The organism is Cellulomonas sp. P5_C6 (genome assembly GCF_054049635.1).
In genome coordinates, this window is record NZ_JBFULZ010000045.1 from 1 (window position 1) to 24,956 (window position 24,956).

The following is a 24,956-nucleotide window of genomic DNA, read 5'->3' on the forward strand; positions in this document are numbered from 1 at the left end:
CATCCAGTCCCTCGGCGCCGCCGACGCCGTCGTCGTCGGCAGCGGGACGGGCGGCGAGATCGCGTGGGCGATGGCCGGCCTGCACCCCGACCGCGTGCGCGCCATCGCCCCGCTGGCCGCGCCGCACCCCCTCGACACCCGCGGCCACCCCCGGGCCGCGATGCGCGCCTCGGCGATCCGCCGCCTCGCCTTCATCCAGCTGCCCTCGTTCCCCGAGAGCGCGCTGATGGAGCGCGACTTCGTGCCCCGGCTGCTGCGTGAGTGGGGCGGCACGCCCGGCTGGCTCGACGCCGAGACCGAGGCGATGTACCGCTCCGCCGCCCGCGTGCCGTTCGCCGCGCACAGCCAGATGGAGCAGCTGCGGTGGCTGGTCCGCTCGATGCCCCGCCTCGACGGCCGCCGCTACCACGCCGCGCTCGAGGAGACGCAGCCGCTGCCCGTCCTCCAGCTGCACGGGGGTCGCGACGGCCTGCGCCCGCCCGCCCGCGCCGCCCTCTCGCGGGACACCGCGGCGCTGGTGGGACCGCAGTACCAGTTCGAGCTGCTGCCGTCCGCCGGCCACTACCTCGCCGAGGAGGAGCCCGAACGCGTCACCGACCTGCTGCTCACGTGGCTGCAAGCGGTCGCTCCGGTCTAGGGCCTCAGGCCTTCACCATCGCGGCGGCCTTCGCCGGGTCGAGCTCACCGATGCCGGCCGACGGGCACATCGCGGCGATCGGGCACGCCCCGCACGCCGGCCTGCGCGCGAAGCAGGTGCGCCGCCCGTGGAAGATCAGCCGGTGCGAGGCCATGGTCCAGTCCTTGCGGGGCAGCAGCGCGTCCAGCTCCTTCTCCACCACCAGCGGGTCGTCGCTCTGGGTGTAGCCCAGCCGCTTGGACAGGCGCATCACGTGGGTGTCGGTGGTGATGCCCGGGACGCCGAACGCGTTCCCCAGCACCACGTTGGCAGTCTTGCGCCCGACCCCGGGGAGCGTCACCAGGTCCTTGAGCCGCCCGGGGACCTCCCCGCCGAACCGCTCGACCAGCTCCCGCGACAGCCCCATGACCGACCGGGCCTTGGCGCGGAAGAACCCGGTGGGTCGCAGGATCTCCTCCAGCTCCTCCGGGTTGGCCGCGGMCAGGGCGGCGGCGTCGGGGTAGCGCGCGAAGAGGACGGGCGTGGTCAGGTTCACGCGCACGTCCGTGGTCTGCGCGGAGAGCACCGTGGCGACCAGCAGCTCGAACGGGGACGTGAAGTCCAGCTCGCAGTGCGCGTCCGGGTACCGGACGGCCAGGGCGCGGTCGATGCGGCGGGCGCGGCGGGTGCGGGCGAGGTCGGACTCGTCGTCAGGGCCTGTCACATCGGCAGCGTACGACCCCGCACCGACACGGCTGTGACCTGCGCAGTTGCCGCGTTGCTCCCTTGGAGTGATCCCGCAGCCCACCCCGGTACGAGGGCTCAAGGTGGGGGCTTACCGGGCCGAAACCAGACACTGAGCACCATTGAGGAGGACCTGCCCCATGACGCCACCCGTCGAACAACGGGTCAGTGATCTTCGCCTCGACCGTCGCGCGCTGCGCGCCGAGCAGGCCCGCGTCACCTGGTGGCGTCGACTGGTGCGTGCCCGCCTCGACCTCGCCGTCGCCCAGGCGGCCCAGCCGCAGACGCTCGGCGAGGGCGTCGCCTTCCAGCTCCCGCTCGAGGTCGGCATCGACGTGCCCCGCCCGGCTGCCCTCGCGGCGGTGCTCGGCGGCACCGAGCCGGTCGCGGACGTCGCCCGCCTGAACGAGCTGCGGGCCCTCGACGCCCAGCTCTCCACCTACGCCGCCGGGGTCGAGGCGGCGCTCACGCGCGCCACCGACCGCCTCATCGTTCGCCTGGCCGCGGACCCCGACGTGGCCGTCGTCGGGCTGCGGGAGGCTCTGGGCCGCGGATGACGCCCTCCATGGGGCAGACTGAGGGCGGATCGAGCCGCTGACCAGCGGTCGGTCCGGCTGGGATCCGTCTGAGAACCGTCGTGAACGATGCCGCCACCGGGACGATCCGGGCAGCGCGCGGCCAGGAAAGGTGAGGTGTCCCCGTGGAGGACGACATCGTGCTGTCGGCGCCGCTGTTCGCCGGGCTCGACCCGGAGGCGTCGGAGGCTCTCGTCGCGACGATGAAGGCGATCGACATCGCGCGCGGCGACGCCCTGTTCCACGAGGGCGAGCCGGGCGACCGGCTCTACGTCGTGCGCGAGGGCAAGATCAAGCTGGGTCGCCGCTCCAACGACGGACGCGAGAACCTGCTGGCCGTCCTCGGCCCGGGCGAGATGTTCGGCGAGCTGAGCCTGTTCGACCCCGGCCCCCGCACCGCCACCGCCACCGTCGTCGCGGACGCCGTCGTGCTCGAGCTCGGGCACGGCGACCTCGTCCGCTGGCTGCAGGACAAGCCCTCCGTCGCCCAGCACCTGCTGCAGGCGCTCGCCCGCCGGCTCCGCCGGACCAACGAGGCGCTGGCCGACCTGGTGTTCTCGGACGTCCCCGGTCGCGTGGCCAAGGCGCTGCTGGACCTGTCGACGCGCTTCGGCGAGCCGGTGGACGAGGGCATCCGCGTGGCGCACGACCTCACGCAGGAGGAGCTCGCCCAGCTCGTCGGCGCCTCGCGCGAGACGGTGAACAAGGCGCTCGCCGACTTCGCCGCCCGCGGGTGGGTCCGCCGGGAGGGGCGCGCCGTCGTGCTGCTCGACGTCGAGCGGCTGGAGCGACGCGCGCGCTGAGCCTCAGGCCAGCTCGACGACGATCTCGACCTCGACCGGCGAGTCCATCGGCAGCACCGCCACGCCCACGGCCGACCGCGCGTGCACGCCGGCGTCCCCGAGGACCGCGTGCAGGAGCAGGCTCGCGCCGTTGACCACGGCCGGCTGACCGGTGAACGACGGGTCGCTGGCGACGAAGCCGACGACCTTGGTGACGTGCACGATCCGGTCGAGCGCCCCGGCGCCCGACGGCCCCCCCTCGGCGGCGACCACGGCCGCGACGGCCGCGAGCGCGTTGAGCGCGGAGATCCGGGCGTAGCCGGCGGCCTCGTCGGCGGGGATGAGCCCCTGCCCGTCACCGACCTTGCCGGTGGCCGGCAGGGCGCCCGCGACGAACGGCAGCTGGCCGGACGTGTACACGTAGGCACCCGACCGGACCGCCGGGACGTACGCGGCGAGGGGCAGCGCGACCTCGGGCAGCTCGAGCCCGAGCTCCGCGAGCCGGGCAGCGGCGCCCATCAGGACTCCTTGGGCCGCTTAAGGTAGGCCACCAGGCCGGCATCGGGTCCCTGGATCACCTGGACGAGCTCCCAGCCGTCGGCGCCCCACTGGTCGAGGATCGCCTTGGTGGCGTGAATGATGAGCGGAATCGTCGCGTATTCCCACGTCGTAGCCATAGGGGCCACCCTAGCGGGGGCGCTCCACGGGTCGGAGCGCTCTCACAGCCCTTCGACGGCGTCGGACCCGACCAGCTCGGCCCGCCAGGACCGGACCTCGGGCCGCCGGCGCAGCAGGGCGCGACGCTCTCGCTCGGTCATCCCGCCCCAGACGCCGAAGTCCATGCGGTTGTCGAGCGCGTCGGCCAGGCAGGCGAGCCGCACCGGGCAGCTGGTGCACACGACGCGGGCCTCGCGCTGCGCCGCGCCCTCGACGAAGAGCGCGTCGGGCGCGAGCTTGCCCTTCCCGCACGCCGCGAGCGCAGTCCAGTGCGCGTCCTGCACGAGTGTGGTCACTCATCCTCCTGAGCACGCCGACGGGGGCGTGCCGTGGCAACCGCACCCGAGTCCTGCCCGGAAACTAGCGGGCCGGTGGCCCTCCTGGCGAGACTCCGTTCGGGTCATATCGTCAGATGGACGTGTGACCGACTCGCAGACCACGCAGGCGCGCATGTGCAGGTCCCGTGCAGGTCGCCGTGTCCGCGCCCGATCCGGACAAGAGGTGACAGGGGCGCCTACTACCCTGACGGCATGCCGAACCCTGCGCGCCAGCGCGGCCGACAGGTCAACGTCTTCCAGGCGTTGGCCCTCTTGCTGTCCTTCGTGCTCGTCGCGGGGGTCGGTGGGGTGCTCGCCGCCGGTCTCGTCCTGCCCGTCACTGCCGCCGCCAACGGCGTCACCGACCTGACGATCACGGCGTTCGACGACCTGCCGACCGAGCTCGAGCCGGGCGTCCTGCCCGAGAAGTCGGTGATCCTCGCGGCGGACGGCACGCCCCTGGCGACGTTCTACGACCAGAACCGCGTCGTGGTCCCGCTCACCGAGATCTCGCCGATGCTGCAGCACGCGGTGATCGCCACCGAGGACAAGCGGTTCTACCAGCACGCGGGCGTCGACCCGACCGGCATGCTCCGCGCGTTCGTCAAGAACCAGACGGACGACAGCGGCGGCCAGGAGGGCGCCTCGACGCTCACGCAGCAGTACATCAAGAACGTCCTGATCGACGAGGCCCTCTCGAAGCCCACCGAGGCCGAGCAGCTCGCGGCGCTGCAGGAGGCCCGTGGCGCCAAGGGCGTCGAGGGGTACGCGCGCAAGCTGCGCGAGGCCAAGCTCGCCATCGCGCTCGAGAAGACGATGACGAAGGACCAGATCCTCGAGAAGTACCTGAACATCGCGCAGTTCGGGGCATCGGTGTACGGCGCCGAGTCGGCCGCCCAGTACTACTTCAGCAAGCCGGCCAAGGACCTCACCTACCTCGAGGCCGCCACGATCGCGGGTGTCACGCAGAGCCCGACCAAGTGGGACCCGGTGATCAACCCGGAGGCGTCGCAGACCCGCCGCGACCGCGTCCTGCAGCTGATGAACCAGCAGGGCTACATCACGGACGCGGAGTACGCGGCGGGCGTCGCCACCCCGCTCCCGGCCACGATGAAGGTCACGCCCCTCAAGCAGGGCTGCATGACCGCGGGCGACGTGGTCGCCGGCTCGGGCTACTTCTGCGACTACGTCACCAAGGTGATCCTCAACGACCCCGCCTTCGGCGCGGACACCAAGACGCGCAAGGCGCTGCTGTACCGCGGCGGCCTCACCATCACGACGACGCTCGACCCGCGCCAGCAGGCGGCCGCCGACGCCGAGGTCAAGGCCGGCGTGCCCGTCTCCGACCCGTCCGGCGTGAAGTCGGCGATCTCGGTGGTGCAGCCCGGGACGGGCATGATCACGGCGATGGCGCAGACGACGGTGTTCAACCCGACGTCCAGCCCCGGACCGGGCGAGGACGCGGTCAACTACAACACCGACGCCCCGTACGGCGCCTCGATCGGCTTCAGCCCCGGCTCGACGTTCAAGCCCTTCACGCTGGCCGAGTGGCTGAAGGAGGGGCACAGCCTCAACGAGGTCGTCGACGGCACGCCGATGCAGTACCCGATGTCCGCGTTCCACGCCTCGTGCACCCGGCTCGCCGGCGGTCCGTACAAGTTCGGCAACGCCGAGGGCAAGGGCGCCGTCATGTCGGTGCTCGACGCGACGAAGAACTCGGTCAACTCCGGCTACATCGCGATGGCGACCAAGATCGACCTCTGCGGGATGATCGACACCGCCAGCTCGCTCGGCATCCACCAGGCGGGCAACGGCAAGCCGTTCGACGTCCTGCCGGCCAACGTCCTGGGCTCCCAGGGCGTCGCCCCGCTCACCATGGCCGCCGCCTTCGCCGCGTTCGCCTCGGGCGGGACCTTCTGCAAGCCGATCTCGATCCTGAGCGTCGTCAACGCGAACGGCGAGTCGCTGCCGGTCCCGACCGCCGACTGCCAGCAGGTGCTCGAGCCCCGGATCGCGAACGCCCTGAACTTCGCGCTCTCGCACGTGTGGCAGGGCACCGGCGAGGCCATCGGCACGCCGCCGTTCCCCGCCGCGGGCAAGACGGGCACCACGTCGGAGAACGAGTACACGTGGTTCGTCGGGTACACCCCGCGTCTCGCCGCGGCCGTGTGGGTCGGGCACACCGACGCCATGACACCCGTGAAGAACACCTACGTCGGTCCCCTCTACGTGCGCCGGGCGTACGGCGCGACGATCGCCGGCCCTACCTGGAAGCGGTTCATGATCGACGTGCTGAACGACGGCACGCCGAACCCCGACTTCGCCCCGCCCGGTGACAAGGAAGTGTTCGGCGAGAAGGTGGCGGTCCCGTCCGTGGTCGGCCTGTCCGAGGCGGACGCCCGCAAGAAGCTCGCCGCCGGCGGATTCAAGGCCACCGTCGCGCCGGACCAGGTGGCGTCCGCGCTGCCGGCCGGGTCGGTCGTGTCGCAGAGCCCGTCGGGCACCGCGGTGAAGGGCTCCTACGTCACCCTGACGCTGTCCAACGGCCAGCCGCCCGTCGACCCCAACCAGCCCCAGCCGGGCCAGCCGGGCCAGAACCCGAACCCCGGCAACGGCGGCGGGCCCGGCAACGGCGGTGGTGGCAACGGCGGCGGCAAGGGCGGCGGCGGCGGCGGGAACGGGTGATGGGCTCGTCGAGCCCTGGCGTCTCGCTCGCACGCACCGCCGGCGCGCTCACGCTCGCGGGCGCCGCCGCACTCGCGTACGCCTCGCTGGTCGAGGTGCGCTGGTACACGCTGCGTGAGGTCACCGTCCCGGTTCTCCCGGCCGGACAGGACCCGCTGCGGATCCTGCACATCTCGGACCTGCACCTGACGCCCGGCCAGCGGCGGAAGGTCGACTGGGTCCGCGACCTGGCCTCGCTCGACCCGCACATGGTCGTCGACACGGGGGACAACTGGGCGCACCTCGACGCGATGCCGGCCCTGCTCGAGGCCCTGGAACCGCACCTCGCGGTCCCCGGGGCGTTCGTGCTCGGCTCCAACGACTACGTCGCGCCGATGCCCAAGAACCCGGCGCGCTACCTGCTGCCCGACGCCCGCCGCACCCACGTGGAGCGCCCCCCGGAGCTGCCCTGGCGCGAGCTCACGGCGCGGTTCCGGTCGGCCGGCTGGATCGACCTGACCAACCGCCGGGACGTGCTCAAGGTCGACGGGCGAGTCCTGTCCCTCGTCGGCACCGACGACGCGCACCTGGACCGCGACCGCTTCCCGTCCGCGGGCGGCGCCGACGACGCGCGGACCGGCTCGACGCCGGTGGACCTCCACCTGGGCATCACGCACGCGCCGTACCGCCGGGTGCTGGACGAGATGCACGCCGACGACGTCGACCTGGCGATCGCCGGGCACACCCACGGCGGGCAGCTGGCCCTGCCCCTGTGGGGCGCCCTGGTGACCAACTGCGACCTCGACACGCGCCGCGCCAAGGGTCTGCACGGGTGGCCGGGACCGCGCCCGGACCAGCCCGGAGGCGCCGGCTCGACGTGGATGCACGTCTCTGCGGGGCTGGGCACCTCGCCCTACGCGCCGGTGCGGTTCGCCTGCCGACCGGAAGCGACGTTGCTCACCCTCGTCGCACCCTGATCCGGTTTCGTTCCTACCCGGGTCGTCGGCTATCCTTACCAGGCTCCACGGGGTGTGGCGCAGCTTGGTAGCGCGCTTCGTTCGGGACGAAGAGGTCGTGGGTTCGAATCCCGCCACCCCGACATCGTGGAAGAGGCCCCTGGCCAGCGGAGACGCTGCCAGGGGCCTTTCGCATACCCGGGCCCGACGGGATCAGGCGGACGAGTGGCTTCGGACGCAGGCACGACGGCAACCGGCGCGGCATGCTCGACGGGAGTGCAGCTATGGTCGACCCAGCCACACGCCTCTGAGGGGACCGCCATGCCTACCATCGCGATCATCGGTGCTGGACCGGGCCTGGGAGCCGCGGTCGCGCGTCGGTTCGGCGCCGAGGGCTTCTCGATCGCCCTGATCTCTCGCGACCAGACGAAGCTGGACACGTTGGCGTCCCAGCTCCAGGACAGCGGTCTGGTCGCGCGCGGTTACGCGGCGGACGTCCTGGACTCCGCCTCCCTCGAGGCCGCCCTCGCCCGTGCCATGGCCGAGCTAGGTCCGATCGCCGTGCTGCAGTACAGCCCTCTGCCTTCCAGGGACTACCTCGCACCGGTGCTCGAGATGACGCCCGAGCTGGCGCTGGAGGCCCTGCGGTTCTCGGCACTCGGGCTCATCCACGCCGTTCGATCAGTCCTTCCCGCGATGCGGACAGCGGGCGACGGCAGCATCATCCTCGTCAACGGCGGCACGTCGGTGAAGGCGCGAAGCGACTTCGCCGGCACCTCGATCGCGTTCCCTGCCGAGAGTGCGTACGGCGAGATGCTCCACGACGCACTTGAGGCCGACGGCATCCGCGTCGTCCAGCTCGTGATCCCCGGAGGCATCGCGAACCTTCAGCTCGCGAACGGTATCGACGACGTGGCCGCGCGCATCTGGGAGCTTCACAGCACCCCCGGCCCGTTCAGGACCATGCTCATCCCGCTGGAAGACGGCCGAGAGTAGGCACGCGAGTCGTCGGCCGCCCGGGAGGCCCAAGGAGTCCCTAGGGTGAGCGGATGCGCACCCAGCCGGTCGCCCGGCTTGCCGTCCTGGTCTGTCTCGCGGCCGTCGTCGCCGGATGCTCCGCGGCCAGCGGCGCCGACCATGCGGGCGGCTCCGGAGCGCCGCCCCTGCAGCTGCGTCTCGTGACGTCGTCGGAGGACGGGCCGTGCGACGCGCCGCACCTGACGACAGAGGACACCGGTACTGCCTGCGACGTGGCGGGCACCAGCACCTACGAGCTCGCCGGGTCGCTGGGCGTCGTGACGCCCACCTCCGTCGCCCGTGGCGACCAGCCTGGCGCGCAGACCGTCGTCGTCGACTTCGACGAGGCCGATGCCAGGACGCTCGGTGAGGTCACGCGCGACGCGGTGGGCCAGGAGCTGGCCCTCGTCCTCGACGGCTCGGTGCTGTCGGCGGYCACGGTCGGCGAGCCCGTCGACTCCGGGGCCTTCACCTTCGGGTTCGCGACGGCCGCCGAGGCCGACAAGTTCGCGGCCTTGCTGGGGGCACCGGTCTCCCCCTGATCCCGGCCGCCGGGACGCTCGGCAGACGTGCGACGGAAAGGGCCCTGATCAGCAGATCAGCTGGTCAGGGCCCTTCTCGTGCCGTCAGCCGCGGGGGCCCAGGAAGGCCGCGTCCCCGTCGCTGGTGCGGATCCGCACGTGCGTGGACGCCGTCGGGTCGGTCGGTCCCTCGACGGTCTGGCGGCCGTTCGAGGCGGAGATGTCCAGCGCGACCGGCTCCCCCGTGCCGTACACGGTCACGTCGCCGTCGCTGGCGTGCGCGTCGACGTCGCCCTGGACGTCCGCGATCTCGACGCGCCCGTCGCTCGACCGGGCGGTGACCGAGCCCGAGACGCCGGAGACCGTGACGGCGCCGTCCGATGAGCTCACGGTGACCGAGCCGCGGACCGCGCTGACGTCGGTCGTGCCGTCGTTGGCGCGGACGGAGACGTCCCCGTCGATGTCGGAGATCCTCGCGTCCCCGTCGCTGACCCGGACGTCGAGCGGACCGCCCAGGGTGGTCGCGTCGACCGGGCCGTCGCTCGCGCGGACCACCACGGCGGTGCCGGCGGGGACCGTCACGTCGAGGGATGCCGAGCAGAAGCCGGGACGCCACGAGTCGCACCGGTAGCTCACGGTCAGGCGGTCGCCGGACCGGGTGGTCTGGTAGCGCGCGGGCGTCAGGGTGGTGCGCTTCGTGCGCTCGACGTCGACGCGGTCGCCGCCGGTGGTCACGGTGACGTGGCCGTCGGCGACGAGCTCCACCACCGGTGCGGCGGCGTAGGACGCGGTCTGCGAGGTCGTCGTGGCGTCGTCGGAACCCAGAACCAGCAGGTTGAGGGCGCTGAACCCCGCCGACAGGACGAGGACGCCGCCGATGATCGCGCCCGTCCAGGTCAGGGCGCGGGCGGCCGGCGTGCGGGCGGGAGGAGGGGTGACGGGTGGGCGGTCGAGCGTCGTGGTCATGAGCGGTCTCCCGGTTCGTGCTCCAGCCAGCGCAGGACGGCGAGCACGCGGCGGTGGTCGTCGGCGTCCTGCGGGAGGTCGAGCTTGGTGAGGATGGATGTCACGTGCTTCTCGACGGCCGGCAGGCCGACGACGAGGCGGTCGGCGATGGCCGCGTTCGAGCGGCCCTCCGCCATGAGGCCGAGCACGTCCCGCTCGCGCGGGGTGAGGGTCTCGAGGCCCGAGCGGCGGGCCCGGGCGAGGATCTGGGCGACGACCTCGGGGTCGATCACGGTGCCGCCGGCGGCCACGCGGGACAGGGCGTCGAGGAACTCGTCCACGTCCGCCACCCGGTCCTTGAGCACGTAGCCCAGGCCGCGGACGTCGCCGGCGAACAGCTCCCGGGCGTACCGCTGCTCGACGTACTGCGACAGGACCAGCACGGGCAGCCGCTTGTGCAGGCTGCGCAGGTGCACCGCGGCCCGCAGGCCCTCGTCGGTGTGGGACGGGGGCATCCGGACGTCGGTCACCAGGATGTCGGGCAGGTCGTCGGACGGCCCGAGCGCGGCGACGACGTCGTCGGCGGTGGTGTAGCCGGTGACCTCGTGCCCCTCCGCCGCGAGCAGCCTGGTCAGGCCGTCGAGCAGCAGGACCGAGTCCTCGGCGATCACGATGCGCACGGCACCTCCACGGTGAGTCGGGTGCCGGCTCCGGCCGGGCTGTCCAGGTCGAAGGTGCCGTCCAGGGCGGCGACGCGGCTGCGCAGGCCCTCGAGCCCGCTGCCGGGCGTCGCGTACGCTCCCCCGCGGCCGTCGTCGGCGATGACGATGCGCAGCCGGTCCGCGACGAGCACCGCGGTCACGGTGACCTCGCTCGCCTCGGCGTGCTTGGCCGCGTTGGTCAGGGCCTCGGCGACGACGAAGTACGCGGCGGCCTGCGCGGACGTGCTCGCGCGGTTGAGCGACGGCGGGTCGGGCACGTCCACGCGCACCCGGACGGGGCTACGGGCGGCCAGGGCCGACAGTGCGGCATCGAGGCCGCGGTCGGTGAGGACGGCCGGGTGGATGCCGCGGACCAGGTCGCGCAGCTCGGCCAGCGTCTCCTTGACCTCGCTGTGCGCGTGCTCCAGCGCCGCGGCGGCCACCGGGTCGCTCGACACCTTGCGCCGCGCTGCCCCGAGCTCGACGCCGAGGGCCACGAGCCGCTGCTGGGCGCCGTCGTGCAGGTCGCGCTCGATCCGCCGGCGCTCCTCGTCGGCGGCACCGACGGCGGCCGTGCGGGTCTCCCTCAGCTGCACGGCCCGCCCCTCGGCCTGCACCGCGCGCGCCTGCGCCTGCCGGGCCGCCTCGACCGCCTCGGCGCGCGCCGACGACCCGAGCAGCGACCTGCCGAGCCGGRCGATGGCCAGCGACCCCGCCTGGGTGGCGAGGGCGGCGACCCACGCGCACACGACCGCCGCCGGGACCATCAGGACCAGCGGGATCGGCGGGTGGTGCAGGCCGCTGGTCAGGGCGACGACCGGGTAGGTGAGGCCGCCGAGTGCGAACCCGCTGAACACCGTCACCACGACGCTCTGGACCGTGAGCAGCAGGCCGGCGACCACCACGTAGGCCACGTGCGCCCAGGTCCGGCCGTCCGACAGGACCGCCCACCACGAGGCCCACATGCCGTCGCGGCGCGGGTAGGTCGGCGCGGGGATCTCGACGGACAGCTGGGCGCGCAGCCGGGCCCGCTCCTCGCGGGCGAAGGGACGGCCGGCCCAGAGGGTGGCGACGAGCATCGGGATGCCGACGAACAGGACCACCAGGCTCAGTGAGAGCGAGAGGGCGACGGTCARCCCGATCGCGGCGACCAGGATGACGAAGGAGCCGACGACGATCTGCKAGACGCCCCGCCAGGTCGCCACGGACACGGGCGCGGCAGCCAGTGCACGCAGGTCCGTGAAGGCGGGGGCGACGACGCGGAGGTCGTCGGACACGCTGCTCGGGGGTGTCGGGGAGCTCATGACAGTGACGCTAGGGGTCCGGGCGTGCGGGCAGACAGCCTGACCACCCACCAGGTCGGGGTGGGGTTGGCCCTACCCCCGACGCGCCGACGGGCCGGCCCCCGCGAGGAGGACCGGCCCGTCGTGGGTGCGACTAGCCGATCGTGCAGGTGGCGCCGTTCAGGGTGAACGCCGTCGGGTTGGTGTTGGTCCCCGTGTGGGAGCCGTTGAACCCGATGTCGGTGCTCTGGCCGGCGGCCAGGGTCCCGTTCCACGCGGCGTTCTTCGCGGTGACCGCCGTGCCGGTCTGGGACCAGTCGGCGCTCCAGCCCTGCGTGACCTTCTGGCCGTTGGCGAACGAGAACCCGAGGGTCCAGCCGTTGATCGCCGTGGTGCCGGTGTTGGTCACCTTGACGGAGGCCGTGAAGCCCGTGTTCCAGCTGCTGGCGGTGTAGGCCACCTTGCAGGAGCTGGTGGTGGTCGCGGTCTTCGTCGTCACCGAGAGGGCCGACGACGCGGCGGAGATGTTCCCCGCGACGTCCCGTGCCCGGACGGTGTACTGGTACGCCGTCGCCGCCGTGAGGCCGCTGTCGGTGTACGACGCGGTGGTCGGCGAGCCGACCTTCGTCGTGCCCCGGTACACGTCGTACCCGGCGAGGCCCGAGCCACCCGTGTCCGTGGACGCCGTCCACGTGAGGGCGACACTGGTCTCAGTGACGGTCGTCGCGACGAGGCCCGAGGGYACCGACGGGGCGATCGTGTCGACCGTGGTGGCCGGCGACGTCGTCACCGACAGGGCGGACGACGCCGCGGAGACGTTGCCCGCCACGTCCTTCGCCCGGACCGTGTAGGAGTACGCCGTCGCCGCCGTGAGGCCGGTGTCGGAGTACGACGTCGTCGTGGTGGAGCCGACCTTCGTCGTGCCCCGGTACACGTCGTACCCGGCCAGGCCGGACCCGCCCGTGTTGTCGGTCGACGCCGTCCAGGACAGCGTGAGGCTGTTCTGGGTGACCGCGCTCGCGGCGAGGCCCGTGGGGACGCTCGGCGCGGTCGTGTCGGTCGGCGTGGCCTTCGTGGTGACCGACAGGGCCGACGACGAGGCCGACACGTTGCCGGCGACGTCGCGTGCCCGGACCGTGTACGAGTACGCGGTCGAGGCCGTCAGCCCGGTCTCCGTGAACGACGTGGTGGTCGAGCTGCCGACCTTCGTCGTGCCGCGGTAGATGTCGTAGCCGGCGACGCCGGAGCCACCCGTGTTGTCCGTCGAGGCCGTCCACGAGATCGTGGCCGACGTCGCGGTCGTGGTGCCGGCCAGCAGGCCCGTCGGGACGCTCGGCGCGGTCGTGTCGGCCGGGGTCGTCGACGGGAACAGCCGGTCGTAGTCGGCCATGGCACCGGCGACGGCCGTCTGGGCCCAGAACCGGTGGAAGCTGAACGTCGGCGCGGCGCCGCCGTTCAGGTACGCCTGGACCTTGGACCACTGCGGGTCCGACTTGTACCAGGAGCGGATGTCGAGGAAGCTCACGCCCGGCTTGATGACGTCGCCGTTCGGCATCGTGCCGGTCCAGCCGGCGGGGATGTAGACGCCGTTGCCACCGGCCACGTACGGGTCGTCGAACCGCGCGAAGTCCGTGCGGGTCTCCGGCGCCGAGACGCCCAGCGGGTCCTGGTTCGAGGCCCAGATGGCGTCGAGCAAGGACTTCACCTTGGCCTGGATGGCCGTGTTGCCCGACTTGGCCGCGTAGAAGAGCAGCGTGCGGGACAGGTCACCCGCGACACCGACGTCCTGGCCGGTGCTCTTGATGGCGACCTTGAGGCCCGTGTTGGCGCCCGGGTTGGCCGAGTTCCAGGTGTCCGGCTTGCCGGTCCAGGTCAGCTCAGACGGGATGGACCAGGTGCTGCCGCTGACCGAGATGTTGGCCGCGGCCCACGGTGCCCACTTGTCGAGGATGGCCTTCGCCTGCGGGTTGCCCGACGCGTAGTACAGCTCCGCGACGCGCTGCATGCCCCACGCCTGCATGCCGAACCACTGGTTCGACGGCGGGTCGTTGTAGACCGGGGCCTCGGTGTACGCCATGCCGTAGAACGTCGGCGTCCCGGCCGGGGGCGTCGCGTAGGCGCCGTCCCAGCTGTTCGTCGCGCCACCGGCGATGCCGCCCTCGGGCGACTGGAGCCACGTGTAGAACTCGAGCTGCCGCGTCAGCGACGTGCCCCAGTCCGTCTTGGCGGTCGGCGACTTCGGCGTCAGCGCCGCGTCCGTCGACAGCACCCACGCCGCGAGCGGGTTCTGGTACCCGAAGTGCGCGTGCGACGACCCGATGCGCCAGGCCCAGCCGGCCGACGAGTCGTTGGCGCCGCCCCAGGCGTAGTACCAGGACAGCAGGTAGTGCTCGCTGCTCTTGCCGGACCCCGCGGGGCACGACGGCGAGGTGCAGCCGATGGTCTTGAAGTACTTGTCGAAGAGCGCGTACCGCAGGTAGTCGCCCATCTTGGCGGCCTTGGCCACCGTGCCGGCCACGTCGGCCTGCTTGCCCTGCGCGGTCGCCCACTGGTTGGCCCAGTACACGGCCTCGATCGAGCGCGCGTCGGCGTCCGGCGCGTCGGTGTACTTCCACTGCTTGGCGTACGACGAGTCCTTGGTGAACAGGTCGAGGAAGCCGTTGGTGCCGCCGTACTTGAACTCCTCGCACGACGGCTGCGGGACCGTCTCCCAGACCGACTCCTGCGGGCCGCGCTGGAAGGTGTTGATGTAGGACGTGCCGGTCGCCGTCGGGCCGAGCTCGCAGCCCGCTCCCGGGGTGGCGCCGAACCCGTACTTGTTGTCGACATCGGCGAGCCAGTGCATCGCGTAGATGTCCGACGTGCCGTACGTCGACTTCAGCTCCGCGCCGATCGGGTCCTGGCCGGAGGTGACGCCGCTGTTGAGCTGCGACGGGTACTGGTTCGGGTTGTTGAACTCCGAGGCGTACGTCGCCGGGCTGCTCGGGTTGTAGAACGAGTTGGTCGGCTGGTCGGCGCTGGTCGGGATCATGTACTTCTCGAGCGTGTCCCACGCGTGGTTCAGCGGCGCCCAGTCCTGGGTCACCTGCCCGTACAGCGCCTCGAGCCACAGCCAGTACGAGTAGGCCTCCGACGTGGTCTCGTGGCCGTAGTCGGGGGCCTCGACGATGAGGGTCTCGACCGAGTGGTAGGGGATGCCCTGCGCGCTGAAGTAGCCGTTCGCGGGGCTCTTGATCTTGTTGTACATCGTGAGGAAGCGCTGGGTGTACTCGCCGTCGGGGACGGCGGCGGCCAGCGGGGCGGCCGCGGGGACGGTGACCGTGGCGGGCAACGCTGCCGCCCCGGTCGCGGCCATGGCGGGTTGCATCCCGCAGATGGCCAGGAGCGATGCTGCGCTCAGGGTGGCGGTGGCCACCCAGGCAGATCGCCGTCGGGTCGATGAGGACATCATTCGTACCTTTCTGGCTGTCGGGCACGCCCCCGCTGCGTCGCGGGCACGGCCCGGCGCCCCGCACGCGGGCGCGCGGGAGCGGTGACGGAGGTGCGCGAAGGAACTGACCGTCGGCGCCGGGGCAGCCCGCTCCTGTGCGGGTCTCCGGGCGTGCGGCGGTCCGGTCGGCAGCAACTGTCGTTCCGCGCACAGGGAGCGTCCAGACTCCTAAACGATTCGATGGGAGCGCGACCACGGGCTGCCGCGGCCACCTGACAGCAAGGTCCGCGCAACTACGGGTCCGGACCCGTGGATGCTCGGACGTTGCGGGTGGTGCGTCAGGAGGCCCGGTGCGTCAGGAGGCCCGGTGGGTCAGGAGGCCCGCGTCGGCACGGCCACGCCGCGCGTGAGGCGGTCGAACGCGAGAGCCATCGCGGCCACGATCAGGACGGCCGCCACGGTGGCGACGAGCAGGGGCCGCGAGCCGTCGAACCAGGCGGCGGTGGAGACCGGGCCCGCGTTCTGCGCGAACAGCGCCGAGACCAGGAGGACCGGACCCGCCGTCAGCGGCAGCGCGAGCGTCCCCCACCACCCGCCGAGCCGCTGGTAGGACATGCCGACCAGCAGGCCGGAGACGTAGGCGACGACGAAGATCAGGGTGTTGGCGACGAAGGAGTCGAGGGCGCTCGTCGAGTCCGGCGAGAAGCCGTCGAGGATCCTCCACTCCCAGCCCATCGCCCCGAACACCGCGCGCTCGACCAGCAGCAGGCCGCCGAACACGAGGCCGTAGACCAACCCGGTGGCCACAGCCGCGATCAGCGCACCCAGCGACAGCGACCTGCGGGTCAGCCCCGTGGCCACGTGCACGGGCAGGTACGCCGCCGTCAGTCCGATGAACACGGCGAACGGGAACCACAGCGCCCCCTGCTGACTGAAGGCGACGACGCTGGTCCCGGGGGTGCCGAGGCGGTCGATCACCGCGATCACCAGGGCCAGCACCACGACCGCGATGCTCCAGAACCAGGCCGCGAGATACAGGTGGACCCTCAGCAGCCACCGGGCCGTCGCGGTGACGGTGCTCCGGGTCGGTGCCGCGGGCAGGTCGATGCTCATCGCGCAGCCTCCGTGGTCGCTCGCTCGGTCAGGTGCACGAACAGGTCCTGCAGGGCCACCGCACCGAGCTCGAGGCCGGCCGCGGCCGCCCGCTGCTCGTCGTCCGGCCGCGAACCGACGAGGGTCACCTGCGCGGTGCGGCCCAGCTCACGGCGGGCGACGACCTCACGGCCCGCGGCGAACGCCTCGACGGACTCCGCAGGGCCGGTCACGGTGAACCCGCTCGAGCGCAGCGCGTCCGCGTCGGCGACGGTGAGCACCGACCCGCGATCGAGGACGACGACGTCCTCGAGCAGGCGCTCGACCTCGCCGATCAGGTGGCTGGACAGCACGATCGTGCGCGGGTGCTCCACCCAGTCGGCCAGCAGGGCGTCGTAGAACGCGTACCGCGACGGCGCGTCCATGCCCAGGTGCACCTCGTCGAGCAGCGTCAGCGGCGCCCGCGTCGCGATGCCGAGCACGACGCCGAAGGCCGACCGCTTGCCGCGGGAGAGGCGACGGGGCTGGCGGGTCGGGTCGAGCTCGAACGTGTCGAGCAGCGAGCCCGCGAGCTCATGGTCGAAGTGCGGCCGGCGGTCCGCGACGAAGCTCAACGTCTCCGCGAGGGGCCGGTCGAGAATCACGTCGCCGCTCTCCCGGACCAGGCAGGTGCCCGCCATCACCCGTTCGTTCTCCCAGGGGTCCTCCCCGTCGACCAGCAGCACCCCCGAGGTCCGGCGCCGGAACGCGGCGATCAGCGACAGTGCCGTGGTCTTGCCCGAGCCGTTGCGTCCGAGCAGCCCCGTGATGACGCCCGGACGCAGGGTGAAGGTCACCGCGTCCAGCGCCGTCGTCGACCCGTACCGGGCCGTGAGGTCGCGCAGCTCGACTCCGAAGCCGCTCATCGGGGTCCCTCCTGGATCCGTCGGACGATCTCGTCGACCCCGATGCCGAGCACCCGGGCCTGCGCCAGCACCGGGTCTAGGACGTCGACGAAGAAGCTGGCGCGCCGCTCGGCCAGCAGCCGCTCGCGGGCACCCTCGGCGACGAACATGCCGATGCCGCGGCGCTTGTAGAGGACGCCCTCGTCGACCAGCTCGGTGAACGCCTTGGCGGCGGTCGCCGGGTTGATCCGGAACGTCGTGGCGTACTGCGTGGTGGACATGACCTGCTCCTCCGCCCGGAGGGCCCCCGACATGACGTCGTCACGGATCTGGTCCGCGATCTGCACGTAGAGGGGGTCACGCCCGTCGAACACGACGCATCCTCCTCACGTTCAGCGGTTCATTACCTGACCAACTAACCACAGAACCATCGCGAAGGCAACCCCCTCCCATCGGGCGCCCGCAGGTCCGGTCGCCGGGACTGCCCAGACAGACAGCAACGTCCCAGCACCTAGGGGTGGGGACCCATAGATGCTCGGACGTTGCGGGTGGTGTCAGACGGTGGTGAGGCGCTCGGCGGCCACCAGCTCGGCGATCTGGACCGCGTTCAGCGCGGCACCCTTGCGGAGGTTGTCGTTGCTGATGAACAGCGCGAGGCCCCGGCCGCCCTCGACGCCCTCGTCCTGGCGCAGGCGGCCGACGAACGACGGGTCCTGCCCGGCGGCCTGCAGGGGCGTCGGGACGTCGGTCAGCTGGACGCCGGGGGCGTGTGCCAGCAGCTCGGCGGCGCGCTCCGGCGACAGGGCCCGCTCGAACTCCGCGTTGATCGACAGCGAGTGGCCCGTGAACACCGGGACGCGGACGCACGTGCCGGAGACCAGCAGGCCGGGGAGGTCGAGGATCTTGCGCGACTCGTGGCGGAGCTTCTGCTCCTCGTCGGTCTCGAAGGAGCCGTCGTCCACCAGGTTTCCCGCCAGCGGGATGACGTCGAACGCGATCGGCGCGACGTACTTCACGGGCGCGGGCAGCGTGACGGCGGACCCGTCGTGGACCAGCGCGAGCGTGTCCTGGGTGACCGCGGCGCGGATCTGGCTGTCGAGCTCGTCGGCCCCCGCCAGGCCCGAGCCGGAGACGGCCTGGTACGTGGACACGACCAGCCGCTTCAGGCCGGCCTCGTCGTGCAGGACCTTGAGCACCGGCATCGCGGCCATGGTGGTGCAGTTCGGGTTGGCGATGATGCCCTTGACGGCGTCGGCCAGGGCGCCGGGGTTCACCTCGGAGACGATGAGCGGGACCTCGGGGTCGCGACGCCAGGCCGACGAGTTGTCGATGACGAGCGCGCCCGCGGCGGCGAACCGCGGGGCGTGGACCTTGGAGGCTGCGCCGCCCGCGGAGAACAGGGCGACGTCGATGCCGGAGAGGTCCTCGGTCTCGACGTCCTCCACCACGACGTCCGTGCCCTTCCACGGCAGGGTCGTGCCGGCGGAGCGCGCGGACGCGAAGTAGCGGATCGAGGCGACGGGGAAGTCGCGCTCCTCGAGCAGGCGGCGCATGACGCCGCCGACCTGGCCGGTCGCGCCGACCACCGCGATGTTCAGTCCCATGGCCCTACCGTCCCGTCCCGCCGTACACGACGGCCTCGTCTTCCGTGGAGTCCAGGTCGAACGCCGTGTGCACCGCGCGGACGGCGTCGTCCAACGAGTCCGCGCGCGTGACCACGGAGATCCGGATCTCCGACGTCGAGATCATCTCGATGTTGATGCCGGCGTCCGACAGCGCGGCGAAGAACCGCGCGGAGACGCCGGGGTGCGACTTCATGCCCGCGCCGATGAGCGAGAGCTTGCCGATGGTGTCGTCGTACTGCAGCGACGCGAAGCCGATGTCGGGCTGGTGCTCGGTCAGGGCCGCCGTGCCGGCCGCGCCGTCCGTCGCCGGGAGCGTGAAGGAGATGTCCGTCAGGCCCGTCGCCGCGACCGAGACGTTCTGCACGATCATGTCGATGTTGACGCCGGCACCGGCGACGACCTCGAAGATGCGCGCGGCCTTGCCCGGCACGTCCGGGACGCCGACGACCGTGATCTTGGCCTCGCTGCGGTCGTGCGCGACGCCGGCGATGATCGGCTGCTCCACGGTCTCTCCCTCGTCTGCAGGCTGGTCGGTCACCAGCGTGCCCTTGTGTGTGCTGAACGACGAACGCACGTGGATCGGTACCCCGTAGCGCCGGGCGTACTCGACGCAGCGCAGCACGAGCACCTTGGCGCCGCTGGCCGCGAGCTCGAGCATCTCGTCGTAGCTGACCCGGTCGAGCTTGCGGGCGTTCGGCACGATGCGCGGGTCGGCGGTGAACACGCCGTCGACGTCGGTGTAGATCTCGCAGACGTCCGCCTTGAGCGCCGCCGCGAGCGCGACCGCCGTGGTGTCCGAGCCGCCGCGGCCGAGCGTCGTCACGTCGTTGGTCGACGGGTTGACGCCCTGGAAGCCGGCGACGATGGCGACCGACCCCCGCGCGACCGTGTCGCGGATGCGGCTGGGCGTGACGTCGATGATCCGCGCTTTGCCGTACGCCTCGTCGGTGATCACGCCGGCCTGCTGGCCCGTGAACGACTTGGCCTCGACCCCGAGGTTGTGKATCGCCATGGCCAGCAGCGACATCGAGATGCGCTCGCCGGCCGTCAGCAGGATGTCCATCTCGCGCTGCGGCGGGAGCGGCGTCACCTGCTTGGCCAGGTCGATGAGCTCGTCCGTGGTGTCGCCCATGGCGCTCACGACGACGACGACGTCGTGGCCGGCGCGCTTCGCCTCGGCCACCCGCTTCGCGACGCGCTTGATGCTGCTGGCGTCGGCGACGGAGGAACCGCCGTACTTCTGCACGATCAGGGCCACGGGAGAGCTCTTTCGCGGGCTCGGGACAGGACCGGGCGAGTGTACGGCCGTGCCCAGCAGGTGGGCAGGGAGTTTCAGATGCCGGATCACGGCCGCTCAGCCTGCACAGCATCCGCACAGACCCGCGAGCCGAACCTGCCCGCTGATGCCCGGCCCGGCCCTACGGTGACGCCATGTCGAGCACCGTCGATGACGACACCGTGACCGCACCCCCGCCCCCTTCCGCACCGGGCGACGGCATCGTCGCGCGCGGCCTGCACCGGGCGTTCGGGCCGGTCAAGGCCCTGGACGGCGTCGAGCTGACCGCCCGCGCCGGAGCGGTGACCGCGCTCGTCGGCCCCAACGGCTCGGGCAAGACCACCTTGCTGCTGGTGCTCGCCGGGCTCCTGGTGCCCGACTCGGGGTCGGTGACGGTCGCCGGGCACGACCCCGTCACGCACGGCGCGGCCGCCCGGGCCCGCACGGGCTGGATGCCCGACACCTTCGGCACCTGGGACTCGCTGACCGCGCGCGAGGTCCTGCTGACCTTCGCCGCCGCGTACCGGCTGGCCCCGGCGACCGCGGCCCGGCGCGCGACCGAGCTGCTGGCCACCGTGCACCTCTCCGAGTACGCGGACCGCCCGGCCTCCGTCCTGTCCCGCGGGCAGAAGCAGCGGCTCGGCCTGGCCCGCGCCCTCGTGCACGACCCGTCGGTGCTGCTGCTCGACGAGCCGGCGAGCGGCCTCGACCCCCGTTCCCGGGTCGACCTGCGGATCCTGCTGCGCCGGCTGGCCGACGAGGGCCGCACGGTGCTCGTCTCCAGCCACGTGCTGTCCGAGCTGGACGAGATGGCCGACGACGCGGTCTTCCTGTCGAAGGGCCGCACGGTCGTCCCGGTCGCCGACGCCTCGCCGACCCGGACCTGGCACGTCCGCGCGCTCTCGCTCGAGGCCCTCACCACGTGGCTCACCAGCGCGGGCGCGGCCTGGCAGGCCGACGACGCACCCGTCGCGCCCACCGGCGCGGGCGGCGTGCTGCTCGAGGTCGACGGCGAGGAGGGCGCCGCGCGCCTGGTCCGCGACGCCGTCGCCGCAGGCGTACCCCTCGTGTCCCTGGTGCCCGTCGGCGGGGCACTCGAACAGGCCTACCTGACCCTCGAGGAGGAGCGGCGATGACGCTGTCCGAGGTCGAGCTCGACCACGAGCCGTCGACGACGCCACCGCGGTCCCCCCGGTCGACGACGTGGGGGCTGACCTGGCACGGCGTCCGCACGGTCGCCGTCCTCGAGCTGCGGCAGCGGGTGCGGTCCACGCGGTGGGTCGTGGCGCTGATCGTGTGGTTCGTCGTCGTCGGCGGCATCACGCTGCTCACGTCCGGCGCCCTGCGCACCTTGGCCTCCGGCGACTCGACCCCCGCGGGTTCGCAGGGACCCCTGCTGTTCGGCGCGGTGACGTTCCTGGTGCTGGGACTCGGCCTGCTGGTCACGCCGACCCTCGCGTCGACCGGCATCAACGGTGACCGCAACGCCGGGACGCTCGCCACCCTGCAGGTCACGCTGCTGACGCCCGCGGAGATCGCGACCGGCAAGCTGCTCGCCGCGTGGGCGGCCGCGTGCGCCTTCCTCGTCGCGAGCCTGCCGTTCTTCGCGATCGCGCTGGCGCTGGGCGGGACCCCCGGGACGTCGCTGCTGCGGGTCGTGATCGTCGTCGCGGTCATCCTCGCGGCGGTCTGCGGGATCGGTCTCGGCTTCTCCGCCCTGACCACCCGCTCCGCCGGCTCCACGGTGCTGACGTTCCTCACGGTCGCTGGCCTGACCCTGCTGACGCTCGTGATGTTCGGCGTCACGTACCCGTCGATCTCGACGACGCAGCAGGTCGAGGTGTACACGGTGCCGCCCGACTGGGACGGCTCGCCCACCGTGGACTGCACGGTCCAGACGCAGGAGCGGTCCGTCGCGCACACCGAGCGCACGTGGTGGCTGCTCGGCCTCAACCCCTTCGTCGTCGTCGCCGACGCGGCCGGGACGGCGGAGTACGACTCCCAGTCGCCCAACAACAACGACCCGCTGGGCGCCATCCGCGACGGCGTCCGTGAGCTGCGCGCCGGGCCGCAGATCCCGCTGCAGGAGTGCTGGGTCGACGACTCCAGCGGCGCGGACCCGAGCACCGTGTCGCACGCACCCGTGTGGCCCTGGGGGCTCGCCGTCAACGTGCTGCTCGGCGCCGCCGGGTTCGTGGTCGCCGTCCGCCGGCTCCGGGTCCCGACGCGCAAGCTCGCCCGCGGGACCCGCGTGGCCTGATCAGCCTCGGTCCGGTGTCAGGGCTGCAGGGCGTCGTACTCCGCCTCGGCGGCTGTGCCTTCGCGTCGCCTGGTGAGGTCAGGGCTGCAGGGCGTCGTACTCCGCCTCGGCGGCGACGTCGTCCTCCACGTCGAGCCGCAGGTGCGCSAGCATCGTCTGCAGGGTGCGCAGSACGCTCGAGGCGCGCTCGCCCCAGTCSGACAGGTACGAGAACTGCCACCACCACAGGGCCTCGAGCACGCCGCCGGTCTCGTAGTGCCGCAGGCCCTGGGCCAGCGCGCCGGCGATCGCGACGAGGTCGCCCGACACGCTCGCGGGCTGGACGTCGATGCCCAGCAGCGGGTCGACCACCTCGGCGTACTCGTCGATGCCCTCGAACACGTTGGCCAGGTTGGCGCGCAGCGGCTCGACGTCCGGGTCGGGGCCGAGGTCCGGCTCGAAGCGCTCCGCGGGGACCACGTCGGTGGTCGCGCCGAGCCGGGCGCCGGCGGCCAGCATGTCGCTGACCGCGAGCAGGAGCAGGGGCAGCGACGCGTCCGGGTTGGCGCCCGACGCCACCTCGGTGATCGTCGTCAAGTAGCTGCGGGCCTCGGTCGCGACCGCGCTGGCGATGTCGCGGAGGTCCGCGTCGGCCGGTGTGCTCATCTGCAGCCCCCTACGCGCTGATCCGTCGACGGCCCTCGAACGCCCGCCCGAGCGTGACCTCGTCGGCGTACTCCAGGTCCCCACCGACCGGCAGTCCCGACGCGAGCCGACTGACCGTCAGGCCCATCGGCACCAGCAGGCGGGCAAGGTAGGTGGCCGTGGCCTCGCCCTCGACGTTCGGGTCCGTGGCCAGGATGACCTCGGTGACCGTGCCGTCCGCCAGCCGGGTCATCAGCGGCGCGATGCGCAGGTCGTCCGGGCCGACGCCCGCGATCGGGTTGATGGCCCCGCCGAGCACGTGGTACTTGCCGCGGAACTCGCGGGTGCGCTCGATGGCGACGACGTCCTTGGGCTCCTCGACCACGCAGATGGTCAACGGCGAGCGGCGCGGGTCCCGGCAGATGCGGCACTGCGGCTCCTGCGCGACGTTGCCGCAGATCTCGCAGAAGCGGACGCGGAGCTTGACCTCGGTGAGCGCGTCGGCCAGCCGTCGCACGTCCGCCGGGTCCGCCGAGAGGATGTGGAACGCGATGCGCTGGGCGCTCTTGGGACCGACCCCGGGCAGCCGCCCGAGCTCGTCGATCAGGTCCTGGACCGCGCCTTCGTACACGACCGCCAGCCTACGGGGTCGCGGCCGCGGGGCCGCCCGACGCGGGGCCGCCGGCGGCGGGGTTCTCGGACGTCGGRCTCTCCGGTGCGGGGCCGCCCGACGCGACCAGCTCGACCTCGAAGCCCTCGCCGTCCTCCAGGTAAGCCGCGTAGTGGTCGGGGCCGCCCGCGTACGGGTGCCGGTCCGCGAACAGCAGCGACCAGCCGTGCTGCGGCGCCGACGCCACGAGCGCGTCGAGCTCCGCGCGGGTGCCCGCGTGGAACGCGAGGTGGTTCAGCCCCGGCCGCAGCCGGTCGTGGGGCGCCGACGCCACGTCGGGCCCCGACTCGAGCACCACGTACGGTCCCGACGCCCGGCCCCAGCTCGCGCCGTCCGGCCAGCGGTCGCGCACCTCGTAGCCCAGGTGCGCGAGCAGCCAGCCCCAGCTCCGCTCGGCGGTCGGGAGGTCGGCGACCCAGATCTCCAGGTGGTGGAGGGCGCCGCGCATCTCGGCGGTCACGGCGTGCGACCCGGTCGGTGCGCACCCGGCCGACGCGGCGCGCTCACGACGTGCCGTCGTCCAGCTGCTCGTCGATGACCGTGCCGCCGAGCATCTGCGCGACCAGGGGCGCGCCCATGAGGCTCGACGTGGTGATGTCGGGGTCGTCCGGCGACGGCTCGTCCGGCACGCCCGGGATCACCCGCGACGCCGACTCGCGGGCCGCAGCCATGCCGCGCTCCCGGGCGGTGCCGGGCGCGCTGGGCGGCGGCTCGTGGGCCAGGTCCGGCGGGGGCGGGGCGGCCTCGCCCGGCTCACCGGGCTCGTCGTGCGGGGGTTCGACGGCCGGGGGCTCGTCGTCCCACGACGCCGCCGCCTCGGCCGGCGTGACGGCGCGCGGGTTGGCGCGGTCGTCCGGGGAGCCCTTGGGCGTCGGCGCGGCCGACGGAGCCGGTGCGGACTGCGCCGCCGACGCCTGCTCGGCGAGGATCCCCTCGACCCGGACGTCGAAGCCCAGGGTCTCGCGCACCGCCCGGGCGACGACGTCCGCGTGGGCGCCGTTGCGGAACGTCGTGGCCAGGGCCGGGTTGTCGAAGGCGATGCGCAGGGTCGTCGCGTCGAGCTCGGCCACCTGCGCGTTCCGTGGGTCGATGAGCGCCCAGGTCACGCGGCGCAAGCCCTTGACGGTCTCCAGCACCTCGGGCCAGCGACGGCGGAGCACCTCCGTGTCCGCGCCGCCGGTGGAGCGACCGGCGGTCGGCGCGGGGGCGGCCGGAGGCTGGGCGACGGGTGCGGCGGGCGCGGCATCCGCCGGAGCC

25 protein-coding genes, 1 tRNA gene and 1 pseudogene are annotated in these 24,956 nt (G+C 72.8%); 10 read left to right on the forward strand and 17 right to left on the reverse strand.

What is annotated here, in order from left to right; translation table 11 throughout:
• Positions 1-637: alpha/beta fold hydrolase (locus ACXJKG_RS07475; RefSeq protein WP_456845124.1), on the forward strand; the 637-nt coding region annotated here is incomplete at its 5' end.
• Between the two features lie 4 nt (positions 638-641).
• Here the strand turns inward: ACXJKG_RS07475 and nth are convergent.
• A complete protein-coding gene (gene nth, locus ACXJKG_RS07480) occupies positions 642-1,340 on the reverse strand; it encodes an endonuclease III (RefSeq protein ID WP_456845125.1) in 699 nt (232 codons plus the stop codon).
• A 160-nt stretch (positions 1,341-1,500) separates the two neighbouring features.
• Between nth and ACXJKG_RS07485 the strand changes: the two genes are divergently transcribed.
• Together ACXJKG_RS07485 and ACXJKG_RS07490 are read left to right on the forward strand one after the other, a co-directional pair.
• On the forward strand, positions 1,501-1,917 hold the full coding sequence (locus tag ACXJKG_RS07485; protein ID WP_456845126.1) for a hypothetical protein: 417 nt from the start codon (positions 1,501-1,503) through the stop codon (positions 1,915-1,917).
• A 143-nt stretch (positions 1,918-2,060) separates the two neighbouring features.
• Positions 2,061-2,738 (forward strand): Crp/Fnr family transcriptional regulator, encoded by a 678-nt coding sequence (locus tag ACXJKG_RS07490; RefSeq protein ID WP_456845127.1) that lies wholly within the window; start codon positions 2,061-2,063, stop codon positions 2,736-2,738.
• Positions 2,739-2,741: 3 nt separating this feature from the next.
• Here ACXJKG_RS07490 and ACXJKG_RS07495 read toward each other — a convergent pair whose 3' ends face one another.
• Genes ACXJKG_RS07495 through ACXJKG_RS07505 form a run of 3 tightly spaced genes read right to left on the reverse strand, consistent with a single transcriptional unit; the run spans position 2,742 to position 3,730 of the window.
• Positions 2,742-3,236, reverse strand: coding sequence for a RidA family protein (locus ACXJKG_RS07495; RefSeq protein WP_456845128.1), 495 nt, complete (start codon positions 3,234-3,236; stop codon positions 2,742-2,744).
• Positions 3,236-3,394 carry a DUF4177 domain-containing protein gene (locus ACXJKG_RS07500; protein WP_146847999.1) on the reverse strand — a complete coding sequence of 53 codons (159 nt, stop codon included), beginning with the start codon at positions 3,392-3,394 and terminating at the stop codon, positions 3,236-3,238. The genes ACXJKG_RS07495 and ACXJKG_RS07500 overlap by 1 nt, the downstream gene beginning before the upstream one ends.
• A gap of 42 nt (positions 3,395-3,436) precedes the next feature.
• The gene (locus ACXJKG_RS07505) at positions 3,437-3,730 is read right to left on the reverse strand and encodes a WhiB family transcriptional regulator (protein ID WP_456845129.1); all 294 of its coding nucleotides are present in this window, start codon (positions 3,728-3,730) and stop codon (positions 3,437-3,439) included.
• Positions 3,731-3,964: 234 nt separating this feature from the next.
• Between ACXJKG_RS07505 and ACXJKG_RS07510 the strand changes: the two genes are divergently transcribed.
• From ACXJKG_RS07510 to ACXJKG_RS07530, 5 genes are all read left to right on the forward strand, one after another.
• The gene (locus ACXJKG_RS07510) at positions 3,965-6,436 is read left to right on the forward strand and encodes a penicillin-binding protein (protein WP_456845130.1); all 2,472 of its coding nucleotides are present in this window, start codon (positions 3,965-3,967) and stop codon (positions 6,434-6,436) included.
• A complete protein-coding gene (locus ACXJKG_RS07515) occupies positions 6,436-7,392 on the forward strand; it encodes a metallophosphoesterase (protein WP_456845131.1) in 957 nt (318 codons plus the stop codon). Before ACXJKG_RS07510 ends, ACXJKG_RS07515 begins: the two co-directional genes overlap by 1 nt.
• A gap of 48 nt (positions 7,393-7,440) precedes the next feature.
• Positions 7,441-7,514: transfer RNA gene (locus ACXJKG_RS07520), tRNA-Pro, on the forward strand.
• A 178-nt stretch (positions 7,515-7,692) separates the two neighbouring features.
• Entirely contained in the window at positions 7,693-8,367 is a 675-nt protein-coding gene (locus ACXJKG_RS07525) for an SDR family NAD(P)-dependent oxidoreductase (protein WP_456845132.1), read from the forward strand.
• 53 nt (positions 8,368-8,420) lie between these two features.
• Positions 8,421-8,930: a SecDF P1 head subdomain-containing protein gene (locus ACXJKG_RS07530; RefSeq protein WP_456845133.1), complete on the forward strand. Its 510-nt coding sequence runs from the start codon at positions 8,421-8,423 to the stop codon at positions 8,928-8,930.
• 84 nt (positions 8,931-9,014) lie between these two features.
• Here ACXJKG_RS07530 and ACXJKG_RS07535 read toward each other — a convergent pair whose 3' ends face one another.
• From ACXJKG_RS07535 to ACXJKG_RS07575, 9 genes are all read right to left on the reverse strand, one after another.
• Positions 9,015-9,875, reverse strand: a complete 861-nt coding sequence (locus ACXJKG_RS07535; protein WP_456845134.1) for a DUF4097 family beta strand repeat-containing protein — start codon at positions 9,873-9,875, stop codon at positions 9,015-9,017.
• On the reverse strand, positions 9,872-10,534 hold the full coding sequence (locus ACXJKG_RS07540; protein WP_456845135.1) for a response regulator: 663 nt from the start codon (positions 10,532-10,534) through the stop codon (positions 9,872-9,874). Before ACXJKG_RS07540 ends, ACXJKG_RS07535 begins: the two co-directional genes overlap by 4 nt.
• Positions 10,522-11,859: a sensor histidine kinase gene (locus ACXJKG_RS07545; RefSeq protein WP_456845136.1), complete on the reverse strand. Its 1,338-nt coding sequence runs from the start codon at positions 11,857-11,859 to the stop codon at positions 10,522-10,524. Before ACXJKG_RS07545 ends, ACXJKG_RS07540 begins: the two co-directional genes overlap by 13 nt.
• A 133-nt stretch (positions 11,860-11,992) precedes the next feature.
• Positions 11,993-15,286 carry a glycoside hydrolase family 48 protein gene (locus tag ACXJKG_RS07550; RefSeq protein ID WP_456845137.1) on the reverse strand — a complete coding sequence of 1,098 codons (3,294 nt, stop codon included), beginning with the start codon at positions 15,284-15,286 and terminating at the stop codon, positions 11,993-11,995.
• A gap of 354 nt (positions 15,287-15,640) precedes the next feature.
• Positions 15,641-16,381, reverse strand: a complete 741-nt coding sequence (locus ACXJKG_RS07555) for a hypothetical protein (RefSeq protein ID WP_456845138.1) — start codon at positions 16,379-16,381, stop codon at positions 15,641-15,643.
• Positions 16,378-17,265: an ATP-binding cassette domain-containing protein gene (locus ACXJKG_RS07560; RefSeq protein ID WP_456845139.1), complete on the reverse strand. Its 888-nt coding sequence runs from the start codon at positions 17,263-17,265 to the stop codon at positions 16,378-16,380. The genes ACXJKG_RS07555 and ACXJKG_RS07560 overlap by 4 nt, the downstream gene beginning before the upstream one ends.
• Positions 17,262-17,618, reverse strand: coding sequence for a GntR family transcriptional regulator (locus ACXJKG_RS07565; protein ID WP_456845140.1), 357 nt, complete (start codon positions 17,616-17,618; stop codon positions 17,262-17,264). Before ACXJKG_RS07565 ends, ACXJKG_RS07560 begins: the two co-directional genes overlap by 4 nt.
• Before the next feature lie 180 nt (positions 17,619-17,798).
• Positions 17,799-18,848 carry an aspartate-semialdehyde dehydrogenase gene (locus tag ACXJKG_RS07570; protein ID WP_456845141.1) on the reverse strand — a complete coding sequence of 350 codons (1,050 nt, stop codon included), beginning with the start codon at positions 18,846-18,848 and terminating at the stop codon, positions 17,799-17,801.
• Between the two features lie 4 nt (positions 18,849-18,852).
• Positions 18,853-20,127, reverse strand: coding sequence for an aspartate kinase (locus tag ACXJKG_RS07575; RefSeq protein ID WP_456845142.1), 1,275 nt, complete (start codon positions 20,125-20,127; stop codon positions 18,853-18,855).
• 173 nt (positions 20,128-20,300) lie between these two features.
• On the opposite strand from ACXJKG_RS07575, the gene ACXJKG_RS07580 reads away from it, so the two are divergent.
• Positions 20,301-21,281 (forward strand): ABC transporter ATP-binding protein, encoded by a 981-nt coding sequence (locus tag ACXJKG_RS07580; RefSeq protein ID WP_456845143.1) that lies wholly within the window; start codon positions 20,301-20,303, stop codon positions 21,279-21,281.
• A complete protein-coding gene (locus ACXJKG_RS07585; protein ID WP_456845144.1) occupies positions 21,278-22,405 on the forward strand; it encodes an ABC transporter permease in 1,128 nt (375 codons plus the stop codon). The genes ACXJKG_RS07580 and ACXJKG_RS07585 overlap by 4 nt, the downstream gene beginning before the upstream one ends.
• Before the next feature lie 78 nt (positions 22,406-22,483).
• On the opposite strand, the gene ACXJKG_RS07590 is transcribed toward ACXJKG_RS07585, so the two are convergent.
• The 4 genes and pseudogenes from ACXJKG_RS07590 to ACXJKG_RS07605 form a co-directional block, all read right to left on the reverse strand.
• Positions 22,484-23,050 carry a DUF5063 domain-containing protein gene (locus ACXJKG_RS07590; protein ID WP_456845145.1) on the reverse strand — a complete coding sequence of 189 codons (567 nt, stop codon included), beginning with the start codon at positions 23,048-23,050 and terminating at the stop codon, positions 22,484-22,486.
• Between the two features lie 10 nt (positions 23,051-23,060).
• Positions 23,061-23,660, reverse strand: coding sequence for a recombination mediator RecR (gene recR / locus ACXJKG_RS07595; protein ID WP_456845146.1), 600 nt, complete (start codon positions 23,658-23,660; stop codon positions 23,061-23,063).
• 10 nt (positions 23,661-23,670) lie between these two features.
• Positions 23,671-24,159: a VOC family protein gene (locus ACXJKG_RS07600; protein ID WP_456845147.1), complete on the reverse strand. Its 489-nt coding sequence runs from the start codon at positions 24,157-24,159 to the stop codon at positions 23,671-23,673.
• Positions 24,160-24,202: 43 nt separating this feature from the next.
• Positions 24,203-24,956 (reverse strand): annotated as a pseudogene (locus ACXJKG_RS07605) (DNA polymerase III subunit gamma and tau); the annotation flags it as partial.